Consider the following 22,680-nt stretch of genomic DNA (forward strand, 5'->3'; position numbering starts at 1 on the left):
GGAATTCGTCGATGGGCCGTAAATCGCTGAGTCAATGCAGCGGGAAGCGCGCGTTCCGCGGCGCTTCCCGCAACCCGATCAGTTCTCTTCCAGCTCCATGTTGATCGCGAGCGAGCGGATTTCCTTCACCAGGACGTTGAAGGACTCCGGCATGCCGGCCACCATCTCGTACTCGCCGTCGACGATGTTCTTGTACATCTGGTTGCGGCCCTGCACGTCGTCGGACTTCACCGTCAGCATTTCCTGCAGGGTGTAGGCCGCGCCGTAGGCTTCCAGCGCCCAGACTTCCATTTCGCCGAAACGCTGGCCGCCGAACTGCGCCTTGCCGCCCAGCGGCTGCTGGGTGACGAGCGAGTACGGACCGGTCGAACGCGCGTGCATCTTGTCGTCGACCAGGTGGTTCAGCTTCAGCATGTGCATGTAGCCGACGGTGACCTTGCGCTCGAACGCTTCGCCGGTACGACCGTCGAACAGTTCGGTCTGGCCGCTGGACGGAAGGTCCGCCAGCTCCAGCATGCGCTTGATCTCCGACTCGGCCGCACCGTCGAACACCGGCGTCGCCATCGGCACGCCATCGGTGAGGTTCTTCGCCAGACGCAGCAGCTCCTCATCGGTGAACTGCGTCAGGTCGACGCGCTCACCCACGACCGAGTTGTCGTGGTTGTAGATCTCGTTGAGGAACTTGCGCAGCTCGCCGATCGCCTGCTGTGCTTCCAGCATGCGCTGGATCTTCTGGCCCAGGCCCTTGGCGGCCCAGCCCAGATGCACTTCCAGGATCTGGCCGATGTTCATACGCGACGGCACGCCCAGCGGGTTCAGGACGATGTCGACGGTCTGGCCGTCGGCCGCGTACGGCATGTCCTGCACCGGCACGATGGTCGACACGACACCCTTGTTGCCGTGACGGCCGGCCATCTTGTCGCCCGGCTGGATGCGGCGCTTCACCGCGAGGAACACCTTCACCATCTTCAGCACGCCCGGAGCGAGGTCGTCGCCCTGGGTGATCTTGCCGCGCTTGTCGGCGAAGCGCTTCTCGAACTCCGCCTTGTGCACTTCGATCTGCTTCTGCGCGCGCTCGATCGCCTCGACGGCGTCATCGTCCTTCATGCGCAGGGTGAACCAGTCCTTCTTCGCCAGGCCATCGAGCACCAGCGAGGTGACGGTATCGCCCTTCTTCAGGCCGCCGCCGCCGTTGGCGGTCTTGCCGACCAGCTGGGACTTCAATCGGTCGTAGATCGCGGCTTCGAGGATGCGGTACTGATCGTCGAAGTCCTTCTTGACGCGACGGATTTCCGATTCCTCGATCTGGCGGGCGCGCTTGTCCTTCTCGATGCCGTCGCGGGTGAAGACCTGCACGTCGATGACGGTGCCGTCCATGCCCGGCGGCACGCGCAGCGAGCTGTCCTTAACGTCGGACGCCTTCTCGCCGAAGATCGCGCGCAGCAGCTTTTCTTCCGGCGTCAGCTGGCTCTCGCCCTTCGGCGTGACCTTGCCGACGAGGATGTCGCCCGCGCGCACCTCGGCGCCGATGTACACCACGCCCGACTCGTCGAGGCGGTTCAGCGCCTGCTCGGAGACGTTCGGGATGTCTGCGGAGATTTCCTCCGGACCCAGCTTGGTGTCGCGCGCGACGCAGGTCAGCTCTTCGATGTGGATCGTGGTGTAGCGATCCTGCTCGACCACACGCTCGGAGAGCAGGATCGAGTCTTCGAAGTTGTAGCCGTTCCACGGCATGAACGCGACCAGCATGTTCTGGCCCAGCGCGAGCTCGCCGATGTCGGTCGACGGACCGTCGGCCAGCACGTCGCCGCGCGCGACCACGTCGCCCACGTTCACCAGCGGACGCTGGTTGATGCAGGTGTTCTGGTTCGAACGCGTGTACTTGATCAGCGTGTAGATGTCGACGCCGGCGTCGGTCTCACCGACGATCTCCGACTCGTTCACCTTCACCACGATGCGGCCGGCGTCGATCTGCTCGATCACGCCACCGCGACGCGCGTTCACCGTCACGCCCGAGTCGCGCGCCACGGCGCGCTCGATGCCGGTGCCGACCAGCGGCTTCTGCGCACGCAGCGTCGGCACGGCCTGGCGCTGCATGTTCGCGCCCATCAGTGCGCGGTTGGCGTCGTCGTGCTCCAGGAACGGAACCAGCGCCGCCGCGACCGACACGGTCTGCATCGGCGAGACGTCCATGAAGTGGATCTCGCTCGGCGGACGCAGCATCGACTCGCCCTGGTAACGGCACGCGACGAACTGGGCGGTGATGTGGCCCTTCTCGTCCTGCGGCGCGTTGGCCTGGGCGATGACGTACTCGTTCTCCTCGATCGCCGACAGGTACTCGACGGCATCGGTCACGCGACCGTCCACGACCTTGCGGTACGGCGTCTCGAGGAAGCCGTACTTGTTGGTGCGCGCGAACACGGCCAGCGAATTGATCAGGCCGATGTTCGGGCCTTCCGGCGTCTCGATGGTGCAGACGCGACCGTAATGGGTCGGGTGCACGTCGCGCACTTCGAAGCCGGCGCGCTCACGGGTCAGGCCGCCCGGACCGAGGGCCGACACGCGACGCTTGTGCGTGACTTCCGACAGCGGGTTGTTCTGGTCCATGAACTGCGACAGCTGCGAGGAGCCGAAGAACTCCTTGATCGCGGCGGCCACCGGCTTGGCGTTGATGAGTTCCTGCGGCGTCAGGCCTTCGGACTCGGCCATCGACAGGCGCTCCTTCACGGCGCGCTCGACGCGGACCAGGCCGACGCGGAACACGTTCTCGGCCATTTCGCCGACCGAACGCACGCGACGGTTGCCCAGGTGATCGATGTCGTCGACGGTGCCGCGACCGTTGCGGATCTCGGTCAGCACGCGGATGACGTCGAGGATGTCCGACGTCTGGCCGCACTCGCCGCGCAGGCGCACGGACTCTTCGTCCTTGCGCTCGGCGAAGTACTTGGCGTCGTACAGCACCGACGCGCCCTCGGTTTCCTTGCGGCCGAGGCGACGGTTGAACTTCATGCGACCCACGGCCGACAGGTCGTAGCGCTCGAAGGTGAAGAACAGGTTGTGGAACAGGTTCTGCGCGGCGTCCTTGGTCGGCGGCTCGCCCGGACGCATCATGCGGTAGATCTCGACCAGCGCTTCCAGCTGCGTCTTGGTCGCGTCGATACGCAGGGTGTGCGAGAGGTACGCACCGCGATCCAGGTCGTTCACCCACAACGTGCCGACCGACTCGATGCCGGCCTTGCGGAACGCGGCCAGATGGTCTTCGGTGATCTCGTCGTTGGCGATGGCCAGCAGTTCGCCGGACTTCGTGTCGACGACGTCATGCGCCAGGATGCGGCCGACGAGGTATTCGTCCGGCACGGCCAGGGCGGAGATGCCCGACTGCTCCAGCTGCTTGACGTGGCGCGCGGTGATGCGGCGGCCGGCTTCGACGATGACCTTCTCGCCATCGGACAGGTCGAAGTTCAGCGTTTCGCCGCGCAGGCGCTCCGGCACGAGCTCCAGCTGCACGCCTTCGCTCGGATCGACGTGGAACGTGTTGATCTCGAAGAACTCGCGCAGCATTTCTTCGTTGTTGTAACCGAGCGCACGCAGCAGCACGGTCACCGGCAACTTGCGGCGACGGTCGATACGGGTGAACAGCGCGTCCTTCGGGTCGAACTCGAAGTCCAGCCACGAGCCGCGATACGGAATGATGCGGGCGCTGTACAGCAGCTTGCCCGAGCTGTGCGTCTTGCCGCGGTCGTGGTCGAAGAACACGCCCGGCGAACGGTGCAGCTGCGAGACGATGACGCGCTCGGTGCCGTTGACGATGAAGGTGCCGTTCTCGGTCATGAGCGGGATCTCGCCCATGTAGACCTCCTGCTCCTTCACGTACTTGATGGCCTTGGTCGACGACTCGCGGTCGTAGATCACCAGGCGCACGGTCACGCGCAGCGGCGCGCCGTAGGAGAGGCCGCGGTTGCGGCACTCGCGCTCGTCGAACGGGGGTTCGCCGAGCTTGTAGCCGACATATTCCAGCGCGGCGTTGCCGCTGTAGCTGACGATCGGGAACACCGACTTCAGCGCGGCATGGAGGCCGCGATCGGCACGCTTGGCCGGATCGGTGTGTTCCTGCAGGAACTCGCGGTAGGAATCGACCTGGATGGCCAGCAGGAAGGGCACTTCAAGGATCGACTTGCGCTTGCCGAAGTCCTTGCGGATGCGCTTCTTTTCGGTGAACGAATAATTCGTCGTGGAAGCCGTGGTCATGATGAGCTGCCGCCTCGGTTTTCTCTGGATCGAAGGTTCGGATCGAGAAGGGAAACGGGTGCCTGCGTGCCATGTCATTCCAACCGGACTGACGTGTTTCGCTTGCGGCGTTTCCGTTGTCTCGAATCGCGACCCCTTCAGGGGAATGAACTGTCAGTTGGAAGCCGCGGGTATTGCCGGCACCCGCACGCCCTCTAGTGCTGCTTCCAACTACCAACTCGGTTGGGTTTTCTTTGTTGCCGGGAACGTGAAAATCCGCGTTTCCCTTGGAACGGCCAAAGGCCGGGGACTTTCGTCCCCAGCCTTCAGGTGGTCGCCGGTACTGCGCTCTCGGTCAAGAGCTGGCGACGCGGGTACTGCTTACTTCAGCTCGACGGTCGCGCCAGCGGCCTCGAGTTCCTTCTTGAACTTCTCGGCGTCTTCCTTCGAAGCGCCTTCCTTGATGATGCCGCCGGCCTCGGTCAGGTCCTTCGCTTCCTTCAGGCCCAGGCCCGTGATGGCGCGAACCGCCTTGATGACGTCGACCTTCTTCGCGCCGGCATCCTTCAGGACGACGGTGAACTCGGTCTGCTCTTCGACGGCCGGGCCGGCAGTGGCCGGGCCAGCGGCCACGGCAACCGGAGCGGCGGCGGAGACGCCGAACTTGTCTTCGATCGCCTTGACCAGGTCCATGACCTGGCTGATGGTCATGCCGGCAACGGCGTCGACGATCTGTTCGTTGGTAAGGGACATGTTGTTAACCTCTGGAAATATTTGAACGTACGAATCGGTTCAGTCGCGTCACACGAGCGGCGGTTACGCCGTCTCGGCTGCGGCCTCGGCAGTTGCTTCGCCACCACCCTGCTTGTCGGCGACCGCCTTGACGGCGCGGCCGAACATGGTGACCGGCTCGGCCAGGACGCGGGCCAGCATGGCCAGGGCCTGTTCGCGGGTCGGCAGGGAAGCGAGGACTTCGACGTGCGCGCCCGGGTAGAGCTTGCCGTCGATGGAAACGACCTTCGCCTGCAGCTTGTCGTTGGTCTTGGCGAATTCCTTGATCAGACGCCCGGCAGCACCGGGGTCTTCCGACGAGAACGCATACAGCAGCGGACCGACGAGCGCGTCTTTCGTGCACTCGAACTCGGTACCTTCGACGGCGCGCGCGGCCAGGGTGTTCTTGACAACCTTCAAGAACACGCCGGTCTCGCGAGCCTTCTTGCGCATCGCGGTCATCTGGCTGACCGTGGTGCCTGCGTACTCGGCAGCGACCAGGGAGTGCGCCTTCGAAGCGACTTCCGCCAATTCGGCGACTACTTCTTGCTTCTGGGACAGATTGAGAGCCATTGCACTCCTCCAAATGAACTCCGCTCGCGGCTCCAGCCGCTTGCGGTCCTGGGCGGCACCGGATCCCTGGCGCCGGGGATGTCGAAGCATCCCGGTGGTGGCCAATCCAGAAAGATTTCCAGAAGGCACCATCTACGCAGGCCGACCCGGACGGGTCCGGATTAAGCAGCCCCGCTTCCACCGACGGCGATTCCCTGCCATGTCGAGCATCCCTGCCCGTCGCCGGTAGGCGCTGACCGCACCTGCGGTCTTTGACGGCTGCCGCGCGGACCGGAGTCGTTGCGACGCCCTCAAAAGTTTCGTCAATCGATTCCGCTGCGCGGATCCATCGACGTTTGATTCTTCCAGTGTCCTCGCGGCTGTTGCGGTGAGGGCACTGGTGGATCCCGGCCTTCGCCGGGATGACGCATTGGCAAAGGCGCTCGCGCTATGCGCGAGCGCGCCAATGCGTCACTTCAGGGTCAGCGAGGCCTGGTCCACGGTCACGCCGGGGCCCATGGTCGAGCTGATCGAGATCTTCTGCAGGTACTGACCCTTCGCCGTCGCCGGCTTGGCCTTGATCAGGTCGAGCAGCAGGGCCTGCAGGTTGTCCTTCAGCGAGGCGTCTTCGAACGAGGCCTTGCCGATGGTGCAGTGGATGATGCCGGCCTTGTCGGTGCGGTAACGCACCTGGCCGCCCTTGGCGTTCTTGACCGCCTCGGCCGGGTTCGGCGACACGGTGCCGACCTTCGGGTTCGGCATCAGGCCACGCGGACCGAGCACCTGGCCCAGCTTGCCGACGACGCGCATGGCGTCCGGCGTGGCGATGACGACGTCGTAGTTCAGGTCGCCGGCCATCATCTTCTCGGCCAGATCGTCCATGCCGACGGCTTCGGCACCCGCGGCCAGGGCCTCATCGGCCTTCGCACCGGACGGAGCGAACACCGCCACGCGGACGCTCTTGCCGGTGCCGGCGGGCAGCACGGTGGAACCGCGGACCTGCTGGTCCGACTTCTTCGCATCCACGCCCAGGCGCACGGCGACGTCGACGGACTCGACGAACTTGGCCTTGGTGGCGGTCTTGATGATCTTGATCGCCTCGTCGATGGCGTACGCCTTACCCGGGACGACTGCGGCCTTGATGGCCTTCTCGCGCTTGCTCATTGCCATGTCTTAACCCTCCACCACCAGGCCCATGCTGCGGGCCGAACCCGCAATCGTCTTCACCGCCGCATCGAGGTCGGCCGCCGTCAGGTCGGGCTCCTTCTGCTTGGCGATGGCTTCCAGCTGGGCGCGGGTGACCTTGCCGACCTTCTCGGTGTTCGGGCGCTTGGAACCGGACGTGATGCCGGCAGCCTTCTTCAGCAGCACCGTGGCCGGGGTCGACTTGGTGATGAAGGTGAACGTACGGTCGGAGTACGCGGTGATGATGACCGGGGTCGGCAGACCCGGCTCGAGCTTGGAGGTCGCGGCGTTGAAGGCCTTGCAGAACTCCATGATGTTCAGGCCGCGCTGGCCCAGCGCCGGACCCACCGGCGGGGACGGGTTGGCCTGGCCGGCCTTGACCTGCAGCTTGATGTAACCGACTACTTTCTTAGCCATTTCTTCTCTCCGGGTGCTAGCGCCTGGACCTCAGGCTCCCCATCGCGCCGGGAAAATCACGTGTCCCGACATCACGTTTGAACCTGGGGTTGCCGCTGACACGGCAACGGCCGCCCTGCGGCGGCCGGTGTTCCGGCCCGCGCCAGAGGCAGCGAGCCGGCAAGTATAGCAGAGATTTAGGCCTTTTCGACCTGGCCGAATTCGAGCTCGACCGGGGTCGAGCGGCCGAAGATCAGCACCGCCACGCGCAGGCGGCTCTTCTCGTAGTTGATTTCCTCGACCACGCCGTTGAAGTCGTTGAACGGGCCGTCGATGACGCGGACCATCTCGCCGGGCTCGAACAGGACCTTCGGCTTGGGCTTCTCGACGCCTTCCTGAACGCGCTGCAGGATGGCATCGGCCTCGCGGTCGGCGATCGGGAGCGGACGATCGGCGGTGCCGCCGATGAAGCCCATGACCTTCGGGGTCTCCTTGACCAGGTGCCAGCTCTCGTTGTCCATGCGCGGGATGCCCGCCTCTTCATGGGTCGCGATCTGGACCAGCACGTAGCCGGGGAAGAACTTGCGTTCGGAACGGCGCTTCTGGCCCGAGCGCATCTCGACCACTTCCTCGGTCGGGACGAGCACTTCGCCGAACTTGTCCTGCATGCCGTCACGGGCGATGCGGTCGCGCAGCGCCTGCGCCACGGACTTCTCGAAGCCCGAATAGGCGTGGACGACGTACCAGCGCTTGTGCACTTCGGTCATTTGCTTACTGCCCCAGAATCAACTTGACCAGGAACTGGATGAGCAGGTCCATGGCGGCCAGGATCAGGCTCAGCACGGCCACCGCGATGATCACCACCCAGGTGGTGCGCATCGCTTCCTGACGGGTCGGCCAGACGACCTTGCGCAGCTCGAAGCGCGACTCGGAGAGGAACTCGCGGGTCTGCAGCCCCTTGGCGCTGGTCAGGAACACGACAGCGGCGAGCACGAGGCCGGCGGCCACGGCGCCCGCGCGGGCGATACCCGCCCACTGGTCGAAGTAGATGTACGTAGCCACGCCAGCGGCCACCAGCAGCACCGCAAGTGCGTACTTGACGATGTCGCCGGCGGAACCGGACCCGGGTTGTTCGACCTTGCTGTTCATCCGATCCATCGCGCGGCAGCCGCGCCGCGTCTGTAGAGGGAAAGACCGACCACGTCTGACCGGGCTTCTGCGGAGGACCCGCATGGGTTGGCACGCCAGGAGGGACTCGAACCCCCAACCTGCGGTTTTGGAGACCGCTGCTCTGCCAATTGAGCTACTGGCGTATGGAACTAGTGTAGGGCTTTCTCAGACGGCAAGGGCGGACCGAAGCCCGCCCTGCTGTCGATTCCGGCGTCGCCTAGCCGCAGGGCGCGTCCAGGTCGTCGGATCCCGCTCTCGCGGAAGCGCCCTGCGCGCCAAGGCGCGCAGGGCCGGTTTGTTACTTCAGAATCTTCGCCACCACGCCGGCGCCGACCGTACGGCCGCCTTCGCGGATCGCGAAGCGCAGGCCTTCGTCCATCGCCACCGGGTTGATCAGCGTGACCGACATCTTGATGTTGTCGCCCGGCATGACCATCTCGACGCCTTCCGGCAGCGTCACCGCGCCGGTGATGTCGGTCGTGCGGAAGTAGAACTGCGGGCGGTAGCCCTTGAAGAACGGCGTGTGACGGCCGCCTTCGTCCTTCGACAGCACGTACACCTCGGCTTCGAACTCGGTGTGCGGGGTGATCGAACCCGGCTTGGCCAGCACCTGGCCGCGCTCCACGTCGTCACGCTTGGTGCCGCGCAGCAGCAGACCGGCGTTGTCGCCCGCCTGGCCCTGGTCCAGCAGCTTGCGGAACATCTCGACGCCGGTGACCGTGGTCTTCTGCGTCGGGCGGATGCCGACGATTTCGATTTCGTCGCCCACCTTGATGATGCCGCGCTCGATACGGCCGGTCACCACGGTGCCGCGGCCCGAGATCGAGAATACGTCTTCCACCGGCATCAGGAACGGCTTGTCGACGTCACGCTGCGGCTCCGGAATGAACGTGTCCAGCGCGTCCACCAGCTTCAGGATCGCCGGCACGCCGATTTCCGACTGGTCGCCTTCCAGCGCCAGACGCGCCGAACCCTTGATGATCGGGGTGTCGTCGCCCGGGAACTCGTACTTCGTCAGCAGCTCGCGCACTTCCATCTCGACGAGCTCCAGCAGCTCGGCGTCGTCCACCATGTCGGCCTTGTTCAGGAACACCACGATGTACGGCACGCCCACCTGGCGCGACAGCAGGATGTGCTCGCGCGTCTGCGGCATCGGGCCGTCAGCGGCCGAGCACACCAGGATCGCGCCGTCCATCTGCGCCGCACCCGTGATCATGTTCTTCACGTAGTCGGCGTGGCCCGGGCAGTCCACGTGCGCGTAGTGGCGCGTCGGGCTTTCGTACTCGACGTGCGCCGTCGAGATCGTGATGCCGCGCGCCTTCTCTTCCGGCGCCGCGTCGATCGCGTCGTACGCCTTGAACTCGCCACCGAAACGCTCCGCGCCCACCTTCGTCAGCGCCGCCGTCAGCGTGGTCTTGCCGTGGTCGACGTGACCGATCGTGCCCACGTTCACGTGCGGCTTGGTGCGCTCAAACTTACCCTTGGCCATGACAGTCGACTCTCGCTTAAGGACGGAATTACGGGTGGTACGGAAAGATGGTGCTCACGACTGGAATCGAACCAGCGACCTCCTCCTTACCAAGGAGGTGCTCTACCGACTGAGCTACGTGAGCAGGTTGTTCCAGCAGTTCGTCTGTCGCGGCATCAATGGAGCGGGAGACGGGAATCGAACCCGCACCATCAGCTTGGAAGGCTGAGGTTCTACCATTGAACTACTCCCGCGCCGGACAAACCTGCTTGGGTACTGCGCCGACAGGTGGTAAGTCCGTCGGGTCTTGCATCCACCAGACCTTGCTTGAAGCCGGGCCGGATTGGAACTGGTGGAGGGAGGTGGATTCGAACCACCGAAGGCGTAAGCCAGCAGATTTACAGTCTGCCCCCGTTGGCCGCTTGGGTATCCCTCCAAAAGAGCCCGCAATTTTGGGGCTGGGATCCGGGGTTGTCAACGCGTTTCACGCATCAATTTTCGCGCGATGCGCCCTGGGGCACTTTCCCGGTCCTTCAGGCCCGCCGACGAACGGCAGGCCAGCGCCTTACACGTTGAAGCGGAAGTGCAGCACGTCGCCTTCCTGGACGCGATATTCCTTGCCTTCCAGGCGCAGGCGCCCGGCATCGCGCGCGCCGGATTCGCCCTTGTACTTGATGAAATCGTCGAACGCGATGGTTTCGGCGCGGATGAAGCCCTTCTCGAAGTCGGTGTGGATCACCGCCGCGGCCTGCGGCGCGGTCGCGCCGGCCTTCACGGTCCAGGCGCGGACTTCCTTCACGCCGGCGGTGAAGTAGGTCTGCAGGCCCAGAAGCTTGTACGCGGCGCGGATCACCCGGTTCAGGCCGGGCTCGTCCAGGCCCAGGTCGGCCAGGAACGCATCGCGGTCGGCATCGTCGAGCTGGCTCAGCTCTTCCTCGATCGCCGCGCAGACCGGCACGACTTCGGCGCCCTCGGTCACCGCGCGGGCGCGCACGGCGTCCAGGTGCGGGTTGTTCTCGAAGCCGTCCTCGAGCACGTTGGCGACGTACATCACCGGCTTGAGCGTGAGCAGGAAAAGATCGCGCAGCACGAGCCTGTCATCGTCCGACAGCCCCAGCGCGCGCGCCGGCTTGCCGTCGTCGAGACCCGCGCGAACGCGACCCAGCACTTCCACGCGGATCTTCGCGTCCTTGTCGCCGGTCTTGGCCGAGCGCTCGGCGCGCTGCAGGGCCTTCTCCACCGACTCCAGGTCGGCGAGCGCGAGCTCGGTGTCGATCGTGTCGATGTCGGAAATCGGATCGATGCGGTTGCTGACGTGGATGACGTCGTCGTTCTCGAAGCAGCGCACGACGTGCGTGATCGCATCGACTTCGCGGATGTGCGCGAGGAACTTGTTGCCCAGGCCTTCGCCGCTCGCGGCACCGGCGACGAGGCCGGCGATGTCGACGAACTCCACCGCGGTCGGAATGACCTTCTGCGGCTTGACGATCTCCGACAGCGCATTGAGGCGCGGATCCGGCACCGGCACGACGCCGACGTTCGGCTCGATCGTGCAGAACGGGAAATTGGCCGCGGCGATGCCGGCCTTGGTCAGGGCGTTGAAGAGGGTCGACTTGCCGACGTTCGGCAGGCCGACGATGCCGCATTTGATGCCCATGGCGGTGTTCCGTGATTCGGGATTCGTGATTGGCGACTCGCTGCGCTCGCTGCGAATCGACAATCACCAATCGCGGATCATCGGCTGGTGTGCAGCCGCTTCATGGCTTCGTTGAAATCGCCGGCGACCGCCAGCGGAAGCACGTCGTCGGCATCGCCGATGGCGCGCAGGATCGACGCTTCATCGTCCACGCCGGGCTTGCCAAGCACCCAGGACGTCACGCGGTCCTTGTGGCCCGGGTGACCGATGCCGATGCGGAGGCGGTGGTACTTGCCGTGGCCGAGCAGCCTGGTGATGTCGCGCAGGCCGTTCTGGCCGCCGTGGCCGCCGTCGAACTTCAGGCGCGCGGTACCGGGAGCGAGATCCAGTTCGTCGTGGACGACCAGCATCTGTTCCGGCTCGATCTTCCAGTAGCGCAGCGCCGCCGTGACCGACTTGCCGGAAAGGTTCATGTACGTGGCCGGCTTGAGCAGCCACACGGGCCGGCCGGCGATATCGACCTTGGCGGTCTCGCCGAACAGCTTGGATTCCAGGCCGAAGCGGACACCCTGGCGCAACGCGAGGGCGTCCACAAACCAGAACCCGGCGTTGTGCCGGGTCCGGAGATGTTCGGCACCGGGATTTCCCAGGCCGACGAGGAGGCGCAAACCGTCCATCGTGAAGTCACGCCGCAACCTGCCCGCCCGCGCGGGCAGGTCGTCGGGACGCGATTACTTCTCGTCCTTCTTGGCGGCCTTGGTGGCCGGCACTTCGGCCGACGGAGCCTCGGCCGACTCTTCGGCTTCGACGCGGCCATGCTTGGCGATCACGACGGCGACGTCGTGTTCCTTGCCCAGCTTCAGTTCCGGCAGCTCGACGCCCTTGGGCAGCTTGATGTCGGACAGGTGGACGATGTCGCCGACCTTCAGCGCCGACAGGTCGATCTCGATGAACTCCGGCAGGTCGCGCGGCAGGCAGCTGACGGTGACTTCGTTGAGTTCGTGCGTGATCACGACGTCGGCCGACTTGCCGGCCGGCGAGCCTTCCTGGCCGATGAAGTGCAGCGGCACCGACGCCTTCAGCGCGGCGTTCAGATCAACGCGCTGGAAGTCCAGGTGCATGATGATCTGCTTGAACGGATGGCGCTGGATGTCGCGCAGGAGCACGGCTTCGACGGTGCCGTCGATGTCGAGGTTCAGGATCGACGAGTAGAACCACTCGTTCTGCTGGGCCAGCCAGATCTTCTCGTGGTCGAGCTGGATCGCCTTCGGCTCGGACTTGCCGCCGTAGACGATGGCCGGGATGCTGGCGGCGTGGCGAAGGCGGCGGCTCGCACCCTTCCCTTCGACCTTGCGGCCAGTGGCCTTGAGGGTATGTTCGGACATTTTCGTTTACTCACTTACTTCGTTATGCCGCCTCGCGGCGGCGATGTGACTCTTCCGCGACCAGAAGAGCCTTTGGACCGGGACCGGAAACCGCTCCCGGAAAACTTCAATCCACGTACAGCGAACTGACCGACTCGCCGAACGCCACGCGCCGGATCGTCTCGGCCAGCAGCTCGGCGACGCTGAGCTGGCGGATCTTGCCGCAGGCCCGCGCCGCGTCGGAGAGGCGGATGGTGTCGGTGACCACCAGCTCGTCGAGCTGCGACCTGGTCACGTTGTCCATTGCCGCGCCCGACAGCACCGGATGCGTGCAGTACGCGACCACCTTGGTCGCGCCCTGCGCCTTGAGCGCGTTCGCCGCGGCGCACAGCGTGCCGGCGGTATCGACGATGTCGTCGACGAGCACGCAGGTCTTGCCGGCGACGTCACCGATGATGTTCATCACCGTGGCGACGTTGGCGCGCGGACGGCGCTTGTCGATGATCGCCAGATCCGCGTCGTCCAGGCGCTTGGCGATCGCGCGCGCACGCACCACACCGCCGACGTCGGGCGAGACCACCACCATGTTTTCCGTACCGTGCGCGCGCCAGATGTCGGCGAGCAGCAGCGGCGAGGCGTACACGTTGTCGACCGGGATGTCGAAGAAGCCCTGGATCTGGTCGGCGTGGAGGTCGACCGTCAACACGCGATCGGTACCGACCGCGCTGAACATCTTCGCCGCGACCTTCGCCGTGATCGGCACGCGCGAGGAACGCGGGCGGCGATCCTGGCGGGCGTAGCCGAAGTACGGCACCACCGCGGTCACGCTGGCGGCCGAGGCGCGCTTGAGCGCATCCACCAGCACCAGCAGTTCCATGAAGTTCTCCGCCGTGGGGGCGTTCGTCGGCTGGATGACGAACACTTCCTGGCGGCGCACGTTCTCCTCGATTTCCACCTGCACTTCGCCGTCGGAGAAACGGCCGACCAGCGCCTTGCCCAGGCGGATGCCGAGTTCCCTGCACACCGAATCGGCGAGCGGGCGGTTGGCGTTACCGCTGAAAATCAGCAGGTTGCGATCGTTCTGCATGGTCGGGCCGGTCGAGGATCAAGGATTCGGGATTGGGGATTCGACGAACCGAATCCCCAATCCCGAATGCCCGATCCCTCAAGCAAGTGGTTCCGGATGGAGTTGGCAGGGGCGGTAGGATTCGAACCTACGGATGCCGGGATCAAAACCCGGTGCCTTGGGCCACTTGGCGACGCCCCTGCAGTGGAGCCCGTCAGGGCGCCGGTGTTGCCTGTTTCGTCCAGTCCGCCAGTGCACGGTGCAGCGGCGAGGCGTGCGCCCCTTCCGCCACCCAGGCGCGAAGCCCGGTCGGCAATGCGGCCAGCGCCGCTTCGGCGGCTTCGCGCGTGGCGAATTCGACGAAGCACCCGCTGCCGGAACCGGTCAGGCGTGGCGAGCCGATCCGCGACAGCGCAGCAAAGACAGCCTCGACGGCTGGCTCGCGCGCGCGCAATACCGGCTCGAACGCATTCCCGAGCGGCCCACCCGAAACGAAGTCCGATATTGTCGCGGCCGGGGCATCACGCGTCAATTCAGGGGCTTTGAACAAAGTCGCCGTCGGCGCGTGCACGCCGGGGTCGGCCAGGACATACCAGGCCGGTGGCAGTTCGACCGGCGAAAGCCGCTCCCCCACCCCCTCGGCCCACGCGTTCTCACCGCGCACGAAGACGGGAACGTCGGCACCAAGTTTCAGGCCCAGCTCGGCGAGCCGGTCGGTGCCCAGCCCTGTGCCCCAGAGCGCATCCAGCCCGACCAGCACCGATGCGGCGTCCGACGATCCGCCGCCGAAACCGCCTCCTGCCGGAATCCGCTTGTCGATGATGATGTCGGCACCTTGGGTGCAGTTCGCAGCCGATTGCAGCAGTTTGGACGCACGCACCGTCAGGTCGTCGGCCTCCTCGACCCCCGGCACGGAGACCCCATGCCGCCGGATCCGCCCGTCATCGCGAACCCGCAACCGCACGGTGTCGCCCCATTCGAGGATCCGGAACACCGTCTGCAGCAGGTGATAGCCGTCGTCGCGCCGACCGGTGATCCGCAGGAACAGGTTCAGCTTGGCCGGCGCGGGCCAGAGGGTCCACGCCGGAGTCGGTGCAATCCCGGTCATGGCGTCGCGCCGGGCGTCCACTGGTCGACGATCAGGCGGACCTTCGCCTCGCCCTGCGTCGCGGTCAGGCGGGCAGGCAGGACCGGTCCGCTTGCGACATCCGGCTGCCACTGCGTGTAGTCGATGGTCCAGCCAGCCTGGGTCAGGCGCACCGGGCGGTCGCCTTCGCCGTAGACGACGCGCGCCTCGCCGAAGCGCCCGGCGTCCGCGCCCACGCCGCGGACCCAATCGGCCATCGCGCGCACGGGAATGTTCCAGCCGGTGGTCTCGCGCAGCATGGCCTCGACGTCGGCCGCCTCGCGCGGCCCGCCTTCGATGCCTTCGAGCCGGCCGCCGCCGGCATCGCCGCTCAGGCGCCAGCTCTGCCGCGTCACCGGCGCGCCCAGCGACATCGTGTAGCGATCGCCCGTTTGCTGCCAGTCGATGCGCCCGCTCCCGCCCTGCTTGCCGTTCGACACTGCGATGCGCCCGGACAGCGACCAGTCCGTCAGCGCCGCGCGACGTTCGTCCTGCGCCCGCGCGTTCGCGGCATCGACCGGTACCTGCGGCGCGCGCGTCGGCTGCGAGACGCAACCCGCGAGGGTCAGCGCCAGCATCGCCGGCGCGAGGAACGCGTGGATCGCCTTCATGCGCCGGTCTTCTCCAGCGCGCGCTTGAGCGCACGGTTGTCCGGATCGATCTTGCGCGCCTGCTCGAAAACCTTGCGCGCCTCGTCCCTGCGGCCGAGCTCCCACAGGACCTCCGCCAGGTGCGAGGCGATTTCCGCATCCTTCTGCAAGGTCAGCGCGCGGCGCAGCTCGACCAGCGCTTCCTCCTTGCGGCCCAGGCGATAGAGCACCCAGCCGTAGCTGTCGATGATCGCGGCGTTGTCCGGCTCGGCGGTGCGCGCGCGCTCGATCAGCTGCAGCGCTTCCTGGTAGCGCGTGGTGCGATCGGCCAGCGTGTAGCCCAGCGCGTTTAGCGCGGCCACGTTGTCGGGTTCGGCGACCAGGATCTTGCGAAGGTCGGCCTCGGCGCGCGGGATGTCGTCGCGGCGCTCCCAGCTCAGCCCGCGTGCGTAGAGGATTTCCGGATCGTCCGGGAAGGCCGCCAGTCCGCGCGCGTACGCTTCCATTTCGCCCGTGGCGTCGTCGTCCTTGTCGCGCAGGGAAGCTTCCAGCAGGTAGGCATCGCGGCGCGCTTCGTCGTCGGCCGCCGCGTCGGCCTGCAGCTCGCGCAGCGACTTGTAGGCCTCGTCGCCCCGCTTGAGTTCGTGCAGCACGTTCGCCGCGCGCAGCCGCGCAGACCAGCGCTGGTCGCCGCCTGGCACGCCGCGATACCAGGCGAGCGCCTCGTCGTTGCGCTCGAGGAATTCGGCGATCTGCCCCAGCAGCAGGCGACGCTGCGGATCGGGGTCGCTCGAACGCGTACGCAGTTCGTCGTACAGCCGGCCGAGCGCGGTCTTGTCCTCGGCCTGCGCGAGCAGCGCCGCGCGCAACGCGAAGGTCTGGTCGTCCTGCGGGCCCTTGGCGAGCACGTTCTCGGCCGCGTTGTAGTCGCCCAGGCGGTGGTATTCGTCGGCGATCGCGCGACGCAGGTCGGCATCGTCGCCGGCCTGGCCGGTGAGGGAGGCCAGCAGCTCGCGAGCCTCATCGGTCTTGCCGGCCTCGCGCAGCTGGCTTGCGCGCAGCAGGCCGACGCGCGCCTCGCCGGGGAAACGCTCGACGACCTCGGCAACGATGCGCTCGACCAACTCCGGCTGCTCCAGCGCCTGCGCCAGCCCGCCGAATGCCAGCCACGCCTGCAGCTTGTCGGGAATACGCCCGCCGTCGACGAGCTTCTCCAGCAGCCGCGCCGCCTGCTTCGGATCGCGCGCCCCGCCCGACAGCACGCCCAGCACCTGGCGCCAGCCGGCGTCGCCCGGCGATTGCAGCAGCGCCGTCAGGTGCTTGCGGGCTTCGCGCTCGTTGCCGCGGCGGATCGCCAGCACGGCCTCGGCGGCGGTCAGGCTCAGCCCCTCGCCGCCCTGCTCGCGCCACAGGTCCAGCGCCTGCGCGGCGCGCTTGTCGTCCTTGGCGAGCAGCGCGATGCGCGTCGCGCGCTCGGCCAGCGCGACGTCGTCTGCCTGTCGCGCCGCGTCCAGGTACGCCTGCGCGGCGTCGTCCAGACGGCCGGACTGCAGCGCGAATTCGCCCGCGAGCAGCGATTCCAGCGAGGCGCCGGTCGGATCGGCCGGTGCCGGCGGCTCCTTCTCGGCCGCCCACAGAGGCGTGAGGGCGAACGCGGCGATGAGGGCGAACGTGACGGGAGCGAAACAGTGCGTGCGCGAGCCAGCGGGCATTCGAACGGGCCTGAGGGAAGCCGGGACGGGACGGGGCCGGTAGAATGTCGGCCTCCGGGTAGCCAGCAGCTTATCGCAAGCACCTGAACGAGAGTCCGGCGTCAATGAGTTTGTTCGTACTAGGCATCAACCACCAGACCGCGCCGGTCAGCCTGCGCGAGCGCGTGGCGTTCTCGGCCGATACGGTGCCGGCCGCGCTGGATGCCCTGAAGACGCTGCCGCAGGTGCAGGAAGTCGCCCTGCTCTCCACCTGCAACCGGACCGAGCTCTACGCGGTGTCCAACGACGACGGACAGGCGCTGGCCGACTGGCTGGCGACGCATCCGGACGACGTCGGCGATCTGCACGCCTATCTCTACCGCCATCGCGACGCCGATGCCGTGCGCCATCTGTTCCGGGTGGCGACGGGCCTCGACTCGCTCGTGCTCGGCGAACCGCAGATCCTCGGCCAGGTGAAGGACGCGTGGGCCACCGCGCGCCACGCCGGCACGCTCGGCAGCCAGCTCGACCGCCTGTTCCAGCACGCCTTCACCACCGCCAAGCGCGCGCGCACCGACACGCGCATCGGCGCCAATCCGGTGTCGGTCGCTTCCGCCGCGGTGCGCCTGGCGCAGGAATCCTTCGCCCGGCTGGAAGACTCCACGGTGCTGATGATTGGCGCCGGCGAGACCATCGAGCTGGCCGCGCGCCACCTCGTGCAGGCGCGCGCCAAACGTCTTCTCGTCGCCAACCGCACGCTCGCGCATGCGCAGGAACTCGCCAGCCGCCACGGCGGCTTCGCGCTGCCGCTGAGCGAGATCGACAAGCATCTCGGCGAGGCCGACGTGGTGATTTCCGCCACCGCCAGCCGCGATCCGATCCTGCAGCGCCCGCAGGTCGCCGCCGCGCTTGCCACGCGCAAGCATCGGCCGATGCTGCTGCTCGACCTTGCCGTGCCGCGCGACATCGCACCCGACGTGGCCGAGCTCAAGGACGTGTTCCTCTACACGGTGGACGATCTGGAACGCGCCATCGAGGACAACCGCCGCAGCCGCCGCGAAGCCGCGACGGAAGCCGAAGCGATCGTCGAACTGCAGGTCGCGCGCTTCACCGAAACCATGGCCGCCAGCACGCGCACCGAGCCGCTCAAGCGCCTGCGCGCGCACGGCGAAGCCGCCAAGGCCGACGTGCTGGCGCGCGCGCAGCAGCAGCTCGCCGCCGGGCAGGCGCCGGAGGACGTGCTGAACTTCCTCGCGCACACCCTCACCAACCGCCTGCTGCACGCGCCGACGATCGCGTTGCGCGAAGCCGCACTGACCGGCAATGCGGAACTCGCGCGCGCGGCGGAGAAACTCTTCGCGCAGAGCGAGGAACGAGTGGACAGGAACGAGATACGAGTGGACGAGGGCGGCAAACGGGAAGCCTAGCGACCTTCATGTCGCCGCCTGTACCCGTTTCCCACTCCTCCACACTCGTTGCTCGCCCCATGACGCCCAGCCTGCGCCGCAAACTCGAAGCACTCGCCGAACGCCGCGACGAACTCGAACGCCTGCTCTCCGACGCCGACGTCATCGGCGACGCGGACCGTTTCCGCCGCTTCTCGCGCGAATTCGCCCAGCTGGAACCGGTCGCGAACGCGCTGAAGGCCGAAGCGCAGGCGAAGGACGACCTCGCCGCCGCGCAGGCGATGCGCGAGGACCCCGAACTGGCGGAACTCGCCGCCGACGAAATCGCCGCCGCACAGGAACGCCTGGAGCGCCTGGACGCCGAACTGCTCGCGCACCTGATCCCCAAGGACCCGCGCGACGAAGGCGACCTGTACCTGGAAGTACGCGCCGGCACCGGCGGCGACGAGGCGGCCATCTTCGCCGGCGACCTGTTCCGCATGTACGCGCGCTACGCCGAGCGGCAGGGCTGGAAGGTCGAGATCGAATCGGCCAGCCCCGGCGAACACGGCGGCTTCAAGGAAGTCATCGCGCGAGTGGAAGGCCGCGGCGCGTATTCCCGGCTGAAGTTCGAATCCGGCACGCACCGCGTGCAGCGCGTGCCGGAAACCGAATCGCAGGGCCGCATCCACACCTCGGCGGCGACGGTGGCCATCATTCCGCTGGAAGCCGAAGGCGATCCCATCGAGATCAACCCCGCCGACCTGAAGGTGGACACGTTCCGCTCCAGCGGCGCGGGCGGCCAGCACGTCAACAAGACCGAGTCGGCGATCCGCATCACCCACGTGCCCAGCGGCATAGTGGTCGAGAGCCAGACCGAACGCAGCCAGCACGCCAACCGCGACAAGGCGATGAAACGCCTGGCCGCGATGCTGGCCGAAGCGCAGGCCGCGAAGGCCGCGGCGGCGCAGGCCTCGATGCGCAAACTGCAGGTCGGCAGCGGCGACCGCAGCCAGCGCATCCGTACCTACAACTTCCCGCAGGGCCGCATCACCGACCACCGCGTCGAAGGCCTCACGCTTTACGACCTGCCCAACGTCATCCAGGGCGACCTGGACGAACTCGTCGCGCGCCTCCAGCACGAGCACCAGGCGGACGAGCTGGCGCGTTTGACGCAGGAAGGCTGACGCTGCGCTTTGAGCCCCCTCCCACCGCGAGAGGGGCGGGCTTGAGTGACAACAACGGAGCCGAAGTGTTCGCGCCCCCGTGCGCTACCGCGCTGCGCGTGTGCCGAAGGGAGCACAGCTACAATCGCAGCACCCGAGCACGGACCCGCCCCATGCCCCTCGCGATCGCACGCGCCACGCTGGACGACCTCGACGACGTCGTACCGCTGTTCGACGCCTACCGCCGCTTCTACGCGCAGCCCTCGGACGAAGCGCGTGGCCGCGCCTTCCTCGAAGCGCGCCTGCGCGCCGGCGAATCGGTCATCCTCATCGCACGCGATGGCGAACGCGCGGTCGGCTTCACCCAGCTCTATCCGATGTTCTCTTCGGTCCGCACCGGGCGGTTGTGGATCCTCAACGACCTCTACGTCGATGCCGATGCACGCCGTATCGGCGCCGGCCGCGCGCTGCTCGACGCCGCGACGGATTTCGCCCGCGCCGACGGTGCCGTCGGCATCACCCTGGAAACCACGCGCGACAACGCCACCGCACGCGCGCTTTATCGCACCGCCGGATGGGAAGAAGCGGACACGCAGTGGTACGGCCTGTCGTTCGCGAACGGGCGCCAATGAACCACGCCGATCCGCGCATCGAGTTGCGTCGCGCACTGGAGCGCAATCCGGCCGACGGATACGCGTGGATCCTGCTGGCCGAACACGAACTCGATCGCGGCGACGCGGTGGCCGGCGAAACCGCGGCGCGGCGCGCGCTGGCGCTGCGGCCGGGGCATCCGGAAGCGCTCGCGCGCCTGGGCCGCGCGCAGTGGATGCAGGGACACCGAGAGGACGCCGTCGCCAGCCTGCGCGCGGCCGCGAACAATGCGCCGGACCATCCCGGCATCGCGGTGTGGCTCGGCCATGCGCTGGAGGACACCGGTGAAGCCGAAGCCGCGTCCGAAGCATATGCGCGCGCGCACGCACTGGCGCCGCAGGAACCGCAGATCGCCGCCTACCTGCTCGCGTGGCGACGCAAGCTGTGCGACTGGCGCGACCTGGACACGCTCGCGATGCAGGTGCGCGCGGCGGTGAACGACGGCACGGCGTCGGTGGAACCGTTCGCCTTCCTCAGCGAGGACGCGAGCGCCGCCGAACAGCTGCGCTGCGCGCGCCTTCGCGCCGTCGTACTGTCGCGGCAGATCCGCCCGATGCCATCCGCGCCGCCGCGCACGCGCGGCCGCCTGCGCGTGGGTTTCCTGTCCAACGGCTTCGGCGCGCATCCGACCGGCCTGCTGACGGCGGCGATGTTCGAGCGATTGCGCGCGCTCGACGAACTCGACCTCCACCTGTTCGCACTGGACGCCGACGATCGCAGCCCGATCCGCACGCGCCTGCACGCAGCGGCGCACGTGCTGCACGACGTATCGCAGCAACCGCACGCGCGCGTCGCGCAGCGCATTCGCGATGCCGGCATCGACGTGCTGTTCGACCTGCGCGGCTGGGGCGGCGGCGGCACGCCGGAAGTGCTGGCGATGCGGCCCGCGCGCGTGCAGGTGAACTGGCTCGCGTATCCCGGCACCTCGGGCGCGCCGTGGATCGACTTCGTGCTGGCCGACGGCTTCGTGCTGCCCGAATCGATGGAAAGCGCCTTCAGCGAACAGGTGGTCCGCCTGCCGCGCTGCTTCCAGCCTTCCGACACGACGCGCGCGATCCCGCCGCCGCCTTCGCGCGCCGAATGGGGGCTGCCCGAGGACGCGATCGTGCTGTGCTGCTTCAACAACAGCTACAAGCTCAACCCGCGCAGCATGGCGCGTGCGTTCACGATATTGCGCGATGCGCCGGGAAGCGTGCTGTGGCTGCTGTCCGGCCCGGGCCACGCCGATGCGCGGCTGCGCGCGGCGGCGCAGGCGAACGGCGTCGATCCACAACGCCTGGTCTTCATGCCCAAGCAGCCGCACGCCGCGTACATGGCGCGCCTGCAGCATGCCGACCTGTTCCTCGACACCGAACCGTACAACGCCCACACCACCGCTTCCGACGCGCTGTGGGCCGGCTGTCCCGTGCTGACGCGCCCCGGCGACACGTTCGCCGCGCGCGTCGCCGGCAGCCTGAACCATCATCTGGGCATGGCCGGGATGAACGTCGATACCGATGAAGCCTTCGTCGCGCGCGGCATCCAACTGGCGCGCGATCCGGCGGCGGTGCGTGCGCTACGTGCGGAACTCGCACGGCGTCGCAGCGACAGCGGCCTGTTCGACATGACCGGCTTCGCCCGCGATTTCACCGACGCCGTGCAACGCATGGCGCGATCCCCTGTTGCGTAGGAGTACGCTCCCCCCATGACCGCCACCGCCGATCTCATTCCGCTCAACCTGTGCGTGCTGACCGTGTCCGACACGCGCACGCCCGCCGAGGACACTTCCGGCGATTACCTCGTGCAGTCGCTCACCGACGCCGGCCATCGCCTCACCGAGCGCGCCCTGCTGAAGGACGACCGCTACCAGTTGCGCGCGGTCGTCTCGCGCTGGATCGCCGACGAGAACGTGGACGGGGTGCTGGTCACCGGCGGCACCGGCTTCACCGGCCGCGACTCCACGCCCGAAGCGCTGCTGCCGCTGCTCGACAAGCAGATGGACGGCTTCGGCGAATTGTTCCGCGCGGTGAGCTTCGAGGAGATCGGCACCTCGACGCTGCAGTCGCGCGCCTTCGCCGGGCTGGCGAACGGCACGTTCGTGTTCGCATTGCCGGGTTCGACGTCGGCATGCCGCACGGCGTGGGAGAAGATCATCCGCACGCAGCTGGATTCGCGCACGAAGCCCTGCAACCTCGCCACGCTGCGCCCGCGCTTGCGCGAGCGCTGACGCGCGCGTCACCACGGTCTCCGGATCCTT

20 protein-coding genes and 5 tRNA genes are annotated in these 22,680 nt (G+C 67.3%); 5 read left to right on the top strand and 20 right to left on the bottom strand.

Annotated elements, in window-relative coordinates; genetic code table 11:
• Window positions 1-78: 78 nt before the first annotated feature.
• The 20 genes from rpoB to I4U41_RS04120 all read right to left on the bottom strand — a co-directional run bounded on the left by rpoB (window position 79) and on the right by I4U41_RS04120 (window position 17,263).
• Window positions 79-4,248, bottom strand: coding sequence for a DNA-directed RNA polymerase subunit beta (gene rpoB, locus I4U41_RS04025; protein WP_206859830.1), 4,170 nt, complete (start codon window positions 4,246-4,248; stop codon window positions 79-81).
• Window positions 4,249-4,608: 360 nt separating this feature from the next.
• Window positions 4,609-4,980, bottom strand: a complete 372-nt coding sequence (rplL, locus tag I4U41_RS04030; RefSeq protein WP_206859831.1) for a 50S ribosomal protein L7/L12 — start codon at window positions 4,978-4,980, stop codon at window positions 4,609-4,611.
• 63 nt (window positions 4,981-5,043) lie between these two features.
• Window positions 5,044-5,571, bottom strand: coding sequence for a 50S ribosomal protein L10 (rplJ, locus tag I4U41_RS04035; RefSeq protein WP_206859832.1), 528 nt, complete (start codon window positions 5,569-5,571; stop codon window positions 5,044-5,046).
• 450 nt (window positions 5,572-6,021) lie between these two features.
• Window positions 6,022-6,720 carry a 50S ribosomal protein L1 gene (rplA, locus tag I4U41_RS04040; protein ID WP_206859833.1) on the bottom strand — a complete coding sequence of 233 codons (699 nt, stop codon included), beginning with the start codon at window positions 6,718-6,720 and terminating at the stop codon, window positions 6,022-6,024.
• A 3-nt stretch (window positions 6,721-6,723) separates the two neighbouring features.
• Window positions 6,724-7,152, bottom strand: a complete 429-nt coding sequence (gene rplK, locus I4U41_RS04045) for a 50S ribosomal protein L11 (protein WP_206859834.1) — start codon at window positions 7,150-7,152, stop codon at window positions 6,724-6,726.
• 176 nt (window positions 7,153-7,328) lie between these two features.
• Window positions 7,329-7,898 carry a transcription termination/antitermination protein NusG gene (gene nusG / locus I4U41_RS04050; RefSeq protein ID WP_206859835.1) on the bottom strand — a complete coding sequence of 190 codons (570 nt, stop codon included), beginning with the start codon at window positions 7,896-7,898 and terminating at the stop codon, window positions 7,329-7,331.
• 4 nt (window positions 7,899-7,902) lie between these two features.
• Entirely contained in the window at window positions 7,903-8,280 is a 378-nt protein-coding gene (gene secE / locus I4U41_RS04055; RefSeq protein ID WP_206859836.1) for a preprotein translocase subunit SecE, read from the bottom strand.
• An 88-nt stretch (window positions 8,281-8,368) separates the two neighbouring features.
• Window positions 8,369-8,444 (bottom strand) — tRNA-Trp (locus I4U41_RS04060).
• Between the two features lie 155 nt (window positions 8,445-8,599).
• Window positions 8,600-9,790 (bottom strand): elongation factor Tu, encoded by a 1,191-nt coding sequence (gene tuf / locus I4U41_RS04065; protein ID WP_206859825.1) that lies wholly within the window; start codon window positions 9,788-9,790, stop codon window positions 8,600-8,602.
• Between the two features lie 48 nt (window positions 9,791-9,838).
• A tRNA-Thr gene (locus I4U41_RS04070) sits at window positions 9,839-9,914 on the bottom strand.
• A 35-nt stretch (window positions 9,915-9,949) separates the two neighbouring features.
• Window positions 9,950-10,023 (bottom strand) — tRNA-Gly (locus I4U41_RS04075).
• A gap of 96 nt (window positions 10,024-10,119) precedes the next feature.
• Window positions 10,120-10,205, bottom strand: a tRNA-Tyr gene (locus I4U41_RS04080).
• 129 nt (window positions 10,206-10,334) lie between these two features.
• Complete coding sequence (gene ychF / locus I4U41_RS04085; RefSeq protein ID WP_206859837.1) at window positions 10,335-11,426, bottom strand: redox-regulated ATPase YchF; 1,092 nt, start codon at window positions 11,424-11,426, stop codon at window positions 10,335-10,337.
• 77 nt (window positions 11,427-11,503) lie between these two features.
• The gene (gene pth, locus I4U41_RS04090) at window positions 11,504-12,082 is read right to left on the bottom strand and encodes an aminoacyl-tRNA hydrolase (protein ID WP_206859838.1); all 579 of its coding nucleotides are present in this window, start codon (window positions 12,080-12,082) and stop codon (window positions 11,504-11,506) included.
• Window positions 12,083-12,136: 54 nt separating this feature from the next.
• The gene (locus tag I4U41_RS04095) at window positions 12,137-12,790 is read right to left on the bottom strand and encodes a 50S ribosomal protein L25/general stress protein Ctc (RefSeq protein ID WP_206859839.1); all 654 of its coding nucleotides are present in this window, start codon (window positions 12,788-12,790) and stop codon (window positions 12,137-12,139) included.
• Between the two features lie 106 nt (window positions 12,791-12,896).
• Complete coding sequence (locus I4U41_RS04100; protein WP_206859840.1) at window positions 12,897-13,856, bottom strand: ribose-phosphate diphosphokinase; 960 nt, start codon at window positions 13,854-13,856, stop codon at window positions 12,897-12,899.
• Window positions 13,857-13,959: 103 nt separating this feature from the next.
• A tRNA-Gln gene (locus I4U41_RS04105) sits at window positions 13,960-14,036 on the bottom strand.
• A 13-nt stretch (window positions 14,037-14,049) separates the two neighbouring features.
• Entirely contained in the window at window positions 14,050-14,943 is an 894-nt protein-coding gene (gene ispE, locus I4U41_RS04110) for a 4-(cytidine 5'-diphospho)-2-C-methyl-D-erythritol kinase (protein ID WP_206859841.1), read from the bottom strand.
• Complete coding sequence (lolB, locus tag I4U41_RS04115) at window positions 14,940-15,572, bottom strand: lipoprotein insertase outer membrane protein LolB (RefSeq protein ID WP_206859842.1); 633 nt, start codon at window positions 15,570-15,572, stop codon at window positions 14,940-14,942. Before lolB ends, ispE begins: the two co-directional genes overlap by 4 nt.
• Window positions 15,569-17,263 carry a tetratricopeptide repeat protein gene (locus I4U41_RS04120; protein ID WP_206859843.1) on the bottom strand — a complete coding sequence of 565 codons (1,695 nt, stop codon included), beginning with the start codon at window positions 17,261-17,263 and terminating at the stop codon, window positions 15,569-15,571. Before I4U41_RS04120 ends, lolB begins: the two co-directional genes overlap by 4 nt.
• Before the next feature lie 104 nt (window positions 17,264-17,367).
• Here I4U41_RS04120 and hemA point away from each other — a divergent pair, with 104 nt between their 5' ends.
• The 5 genes from hemA (at window position 17,368) to moaB (ending at window position 22,650) form a co-directional block, all read left to right on the top strand.
• A complete protein-coding gene (gene hemA, locus I4U41_RS04125; protein ID WP_206859844.1) occupies window positions 17,368-18,669 on the top strand; it encodes a glutamyl-tRNA reductase in 1,302 nt (433 codons plus the stop codon).
• Window positions 18,670-18,728: 59 nt separating this feature from the next.
• Complete coding sequence (prfA, locus tag I4U41_RS04130; RefSeq protein WP_206859845.1) at window positions 18,729-19,814, top strand: peptide chain release factor 1; 1,086 nt, start codon at window positions 18,729-18,731, stop codon at window positions 19,812-19,814.
• Between the two features lie 152 nt (window positions 19,815-19,966).
• On the top strand, window positions 19,967-20,425 hold the full coding sequence (locus I4U41_RS04135; RefSeq protein WP_206859846.1) for a GNAT family N-acetyltransferase: 459 nt from the start codon (window positions 19,967-19,969) through the stop codon (window positions 20,423-20,425).
• Window positions 20,422-22,113, top strand: coding sequence for an O-linked N-acetylglucosamine transferase, SPINDLY family protein (locus I4U41_RS04140; RefSeq protein WP_206859847.1), 1,692 nt, complete (start codon window positions 20,422-20,424; stop codon window positions 22,111-22,113). Before I4U41_RS04135 ends, I4U41_RS04140 begins: the two co-directional genes overlap by 4 nt.
• 15 nt (window positions 22,114-22,128) lie before the next feature.
• On the top strand, window positions 22,129-22,650 hold the full coding sequence (moaB, locus tag I4U41_RS04145) for a molybdenum cofactor biosynthesis protein B (protein WP_206859848.1): 522 nt from the start codon (window positions 22,129-22,131) through the stop codon (window positions 22,648-22,650).
• Window positions 22,651-22,680 lie beyond the last annotated feature (30 nt).

This window comes from Lysobacter changpingensis, from assembly GCF_017308985.1.
GTDB classification, from domain to species: Bacteria; Pseudomonadota; Gammaproteobacteria; order Xanthomonadales; family Xanthomonadaceae; genus Lysobacter_J; species Lysobacter_J changpingensis.